We start from the raw sequence: 4,902 nt of genomic DNA, 5'->3' as shown, positions 1-4,902 counted from the left end.
GCTGTCGGTACTTGCTGCTGCAATCCAGTTCGCCGGCATGCTGGTCGAGCGCTGGCTGTTTTTTGCAGAGGCGAAGCACACGGTTACGCTCTGCTATGGCAGGTAAGGCTGTTAGCCCGGCCGCAGCATCGAGCCGGAAATGGCAAAGATGCGTTGGGCGCCCAGCATATAGGCCATCAGCGTGTCCAGCCGGAACAGCCCGGCATAGGCGCGGTCGAGAACGTTGAGCGAACCGGTATAGGCGCCGAAGGCCGGCATGATCATGCGGCCTCCGTCGCCGGCAAAGCAGCGCCGCCGCACCGAGCGGCCCTGCTGGACGATGCGGGCGCAGGGATGCAGATGGCCCGCTATTTCGCCTTCGACACGCTGCTTCGACGGCTCATGCCGGAACAGCAGCGAGCCGATGGCAAGTTCACGCACCGTCTCGCCAGGCAGGTCGGCTGGCGCTTCCGGGTCATGATTGCCGGCGACCCAGAACCATTGCCGGCCTGATATCAACGCCTCCAGCCGCTCGCGGAAGCTTGCATGCATGCGCTGGGCGCCACCGCCATCGTGAAAGCTGTCGCCCAGGCTGATGACGATAGACGGCTGGTAGTCAGCGATGACGGCCTGCAATCGCAGCAAGGTCGCGCCGGTGTCGTAGGGCGGGATCAGCGTGCCGCGGCGTGCCAGCGACGAACCCTTTTCCAGATGCAGATCGGACACGGCCAGAAGCCGCAGATCCGGAAAATAGAGCACGCCGCGCGGGTCGCAGACGGCGCGCTTGCCGGCGATGCCGACAAGATCGGCCTCGGCGATCAGCGATGTGCGCGCCAGCGAAAAATTCATTCCTCGACCATCTCCGGCCCCATGGCCTCTGCGACCAGCGTCGCCGCATCCATCAGCAATGTCTCATCGGCTTCGCCGTTCACCGGCATCTTGCCGATCTCGAGCATGATCGGCACGGCGAGCGGCGATATCTGTTCGAGTGCCTTATGCACGATTCGACCCTGGATGCGCGAGAGCATGTCGGCAAGTCTGCTGACATCGAGCAGGCCGGCCGCCGCATCGGCACGCGTCGCCTGCAGCAGGATGTGGTCCGGTTCATGGCTGCGCAGCACATCATAGATCAGGTCGGTCGAGACGGTGACCTGGCGGCCGCTCTTCTCCTGGCCAGGGTGGCGTTTCTCGATCAATCCGGAAATCAGCGCGCAGTTACGGAAGGTGCGCTTGAGAAGCCAGCTGTCGGCCAGCCAGGCTTCGAGGTCGTCGCCCAGCATGTCCTGGTCGAAAAGTGCGCTCAGCGAAGGCTTCCTGGCTTTGAACATCGCGCCCATGTCGCCCAGTGACCATATAGCCAGCGCATAATCGGTGGCGACGAAGCCGAGCGGCCTGGCTCCTGCCCTGTCGAGGCGGCGGGTGAGCAGCATGCCGAGCGTCTGGTGCGCCAGCCTGCCCTCGAACGGGTAAGCCACCAGATAGTGGCGATTGCCGCGTGGAAAGGTCTCGATCAGCAGGTCGTCGCGCTTGGGCAGCACCGATTTGTCGGCCTGGAAGCGCAGCCAGTCGGCGACCTGCTCGGGCAGCTTTTTCCATCGCTGCGGGTCATCGAGCATGATGCGGACCTGTTCGGCGAGATAGGTCGAAAGCGGAAACTTGCCGCCTCCATAATAGGGCACCTTGGCATCGCTGCCCGGCGCGTTCGACACGAAGCATTCATTCTCGCGGATGCCCTCGAAGCGCAGCACCTTGCCGGCGAACATGAACGTGTCGCCATGCGTCAACGTTTCGAGGAAGGCCTCCTCGATCTTGCCGAGGACCCGGCCGCCACGCGAAGCCGCGCCTTTGCTGCCGGCCTGCACATATCGAACATTCAGCGCCGGCACCTCGATGATGGTGCCGACATTCAGCCTGTATTGCTGGGCGACGCGCGGATTGGACACCCGCCACAACCCGTCCTTGTTCAAACGGATGCGGGCATAGCGCTCGTAGTTCTTGAGCGCATAGCCGCCGGTGGCAACGAAGTCGATGACGCGGTCGAATGTCGGCCGGTCGAGGCTGACATAGGGTGCTGCCGTTCGCACCTCCTCGTACAGGTCATCGGCACGGAACGGCGCGCCGCAGGCGCAGCCGAGCACATGCTGGGCCAGCACATCGAGCCCGCCATTGATCAACGGAGGCGTGTCCTGCGCGCCTAGATAGTTCGCGTCGAGGGCGGCCCGGCATTCCAGCACCTCAAAGCGGTTGGCGGGGATGAGGATCGCCTTGGACGGCTCGTCCATGCGGTGGTTGGCACGGCCGATGCGCTGTGCCAGTCGGCTCGCCCCCTTTGGCGCGCCGACATGCACCACCAGATCGACATCGCCCCAGTCGATGCCGAGATCGAGAGTCGAGGTGGCGACGATGGCGCGCAGCGCGTTTTCGCCCATCGCCTTCTCGACCCGCCGGCGCTGGGCGACGTCGAGCGAACCGTGATGCAGCGCGATCGGCAACGTGTCCTCGTTGACCCGCCACAATTCCTGGAACAGCAGCTCCGCCTGGCTGCGCGTGTTGACGAACAGCAGGGTCGTCTTGTGGCGCTTGATTTCGCGATAGATTTCCGGCGTGGCGTAGCGCGCAGAATGTCCCGCCCATGGCACGCGCTCTTCGGAGTCGAGGATGGAAATCTCCGGTTTCGCACCCCCGGTGACGACGATCAGTTCGGCCATGTCATGGCCTGTCGAACCCTTGGGTGGATTCTGGCTGACCAGCCAGCGCCGCAACTCGTCAGGTTCGGCCACCGTCGCCGATAGCCCGATGGTTTGCAGACCAGGGACAAAGCTGCGCAACCGTGCCAGGCCGAGCGCGAGCAGATGCCCGCGTTTCGATGTCACCAGCGAATGCAGTTCGTCGAGCACGACGTAGCGCAGATCTTCGAAGAAGCGTCTGGCATCGCCGGCCGCAATCAGCAGCGCCAGTTGTTCGGGCGTGGTCAGCAGGATATCGGGCGGCACCAGTTTCTGGCGCTGGCGCTTGTGCGCCGGCGTGTCGCCGGTGCGCGTCTCGATGGTGACGGGCAGCCCGATCTCTTCCACCGGTTTGCCGAGATTACGCTCGATATCGACGGCAAGCGCCTTCAACGGCGAGATGTAGAGCGTGTGGATACCGCGCTGCGCCTGGCCCGGCTTTCTCTTTGGCCGGTTGGCCAGTTCGGTCAGCGAAGGCAGGAAGCCGGCCAGCGTCTTGCCGGCACCGGTCGGCGCGATCAGCAGGACCGACTGACCGGCCTGGGCCTTCGCCAGAAGTTCGATCTGATGGGCGCGCGGCGACCAGCCTTTCTCGCCAAACCATCTGAGGAATGGTTCGGGCAGGGCCACGGCGGCATTCTGTTCGGCAAGGCGCGGCTCAACTGTCACCCGCCAGAGGTAGCGCGACGGCGCGCGAACGCCAAGGAAAATCGGAACAAAAGGTGATCGAGGTGAGCTTTCCTCGCCCCGGTACGGGGAGAGGATGCCGGCAGGCAGGTGGGGGGCGGCGCGAACCTCTCAATGCTGGCGCTGTCCCTCATCCGCCCTCGGGCACCTTCTCCCCGTGAACGGGGCGAAGGAAGAAAGGCTACGGCCTCCTGAACCCTGTCGGGCCACCATAGAGATAACCGATGCGGTCAACCGCATCCTTCAGGCCTTCGCGCGACACCAGCATGGTGTGGCCGTTGGCGTGGATCATCGTGTCGGCATCGGTCATGACGGCGACATGGCCCTTCCAGAACACCAGATCGCCGCGTCGCAAGCCGGAGAAATCAGGTCCCGGTTCCAGCGGCTCGCCAAGGGCCGCAGCCTGCATGTCGGAATCGCGCAGCACGTCTCTGCCGGCCATGCGCATCGCCAGTTGCACCAGCCCCGAACAGTCGATGCCGAAACCGGAAGTGCCACCCCAGAGATAGGGTGTTCCTAGAAACGCCTCGGCAACCGCGACATAGTCGGACACAGCTTCACTGAGCGGCCGCAGGTGACCTGCGATCAGCGCCTCGCCGGACGGCAGGACCGCATAGTGCGTACCGCGCGTCTCGGCCGCCTCCGTCACTGTCACCGTCGATCCCATCGACAATTGTCCGGCGATCGGAAAGCGCAGATCCGGCGCGGGATAGAGGAAGGTGCGCGGCACGCAGACGATGTGCGTCGGCGTATGGTCCCGTTTGCCCAGCATCGTGTCGGCGACATAGCCGACATAGCCGTCGCGTTCGGCCTGGACCCAGGCCCAGCCTTCAGCGACATCGAAGACCAGGACATCGTCGCCGAACAGGGCTTGCGTGTTGACGCCGGCATCCGCCCGCGGCGCCTTGCGCATATCGGCCACTGACGCGATGACCCGCGCCGGCCGGCCGGCGACGAAGCGGTCAGCGGCGACCTCACCCTTCAGCCGTGCATCGGCAAGGTCCGAGCGAAAAGCGTGAAGGCGGGCATCCCTGGCAGTCAAATCGAGCACTCTGTTGAAAAGGTCGCTCACATCGGCAGTTCGAGCGCCTTGGCGATGATACCATCGCCGAAGCGCTCGACAAAGAGCGCGCCCTCGACCGTGCGCCTGATCAGAACATTGCGCTTGTCGAGCTCGTCGCGATGGCGCGAGACGAGTTTCAAAGCGCCCATCGTGTCAAGGGCGCGGGTGATCACCGGCTTGGTGACATTGAGCCGGGCGGCGAGCCCGCGCACGGTGTGCGGCGGCGGATCGAGATAGATGGTGAACAGGATTGCCGTCTGGCGCATGGTCAGATCGGGCGCGTCGTCGCGCACCTGCGACAGCATCACCTGCTGCCACAGTCGCAAGGCCTGGCTCGGGCGCATCGCAATCGACATCGCGCCAGCATGACGGCAAATTGTTTCGGTTCCGTTTCAGTCAAAGCGATGGCCGTCTTTCGCCTGCGACTGTCAGCCATAGCGTTTGTCG

At 64.3% G+C, this 4,902-nt stretch carries 4 protein-coding genes and 1 pseudogene; 1 reads left to right on the top strand and 4 read right to left on the bottom strand.

The genetic code is table 11. From position 1 onward, the window contains the following. Positions 1 to 106: pseudogene (locus EOA22_RS39035) on the top strand (dimethyl sulfoxide reductase anchor subunit); the annotation flags it as partial. Between the two features lie 5 nt (positions 107 to 111). Here the strand turns inward: EOA22_RS39035 and pdeM are convergent. The 4 genes from pdeM to EOA22_RS24265 all read right to left on the bottom strand — a co-directional run bounded on the left by pdeM (position 112) and on the right by EOA22_RS24265 (position 4,811). Next, positions 112 to 828 (bottom strand): ligase-associated DNA damage response endonuclease PdeM, encoded by a 717-nt coding sequence (gene pdeM, locus EOA22_RS24280; protein WP_063170001.1) that lies wholly within the window; start codon positions 826 to 828, stop codon positions 112 to 114. After that, positions 825 to 3,374, bottom strand: coding sequence for a ligase-associated DNA damage response DEXH box helicase (locus EOA22_RS24275; RefSeq protein ID WP_063170000.1), 2,550 nt, complete (start codon positions 3,372 to 3,374; stop codon positions 825 to 827). Before EOA22_RS24275 ends, pdeM begins: the two co-directional genes overlap by 4 nt. A 199-nt stretch (positions 3,375 to 3,573) precedes the next feature. Next, a complete protein-coding gene (locus EOA22_RS24270) occupies positions 3,574 to 4,434 on the bottom strand; it encodes an NlpC/P60 family protein (RefSeq protein WP_063170457.1) in 861 nt (286 codons plus the stop codon). A gap of 26 nt (positions 4,435 to 4,460) precedes the next feature. After that, positions 4,461 to 4,811 carry a MarR family winged helix-turn-helix transcriptional regulator gene (locus EOA22_RS24265; RefSeq protein ID WP_013533675.1) on the bottom strand — a complete coding sequence of 117 codons (351 nt, stop codon included), beginning with the start codon at positions 4,809 to 4,811 and terminating at the stop codon, positions 4,461 to 4,463. Positions 4,812 to 4,902 lie beyond the last annotated feature (91 nt).

The sequence above is a fragment of the Mesorhizobium sp. M7A.F.Ca.US.014.04.1.1 genome, from assembly GCF_003998745.1.
GTDB classification, from domain to species: Bacteria; Pseudomonadota; Alphaproteobacteria; order Rhizobiales; family Rhizobiaceae; genus Mesorhizobium; species Mesorhizobium ciceri.
The sequence above is the reverse complement of the archived record's forward strand: the minus strand, read 5'-3'. Positions and strand labels throughout refer to the sequence as shown.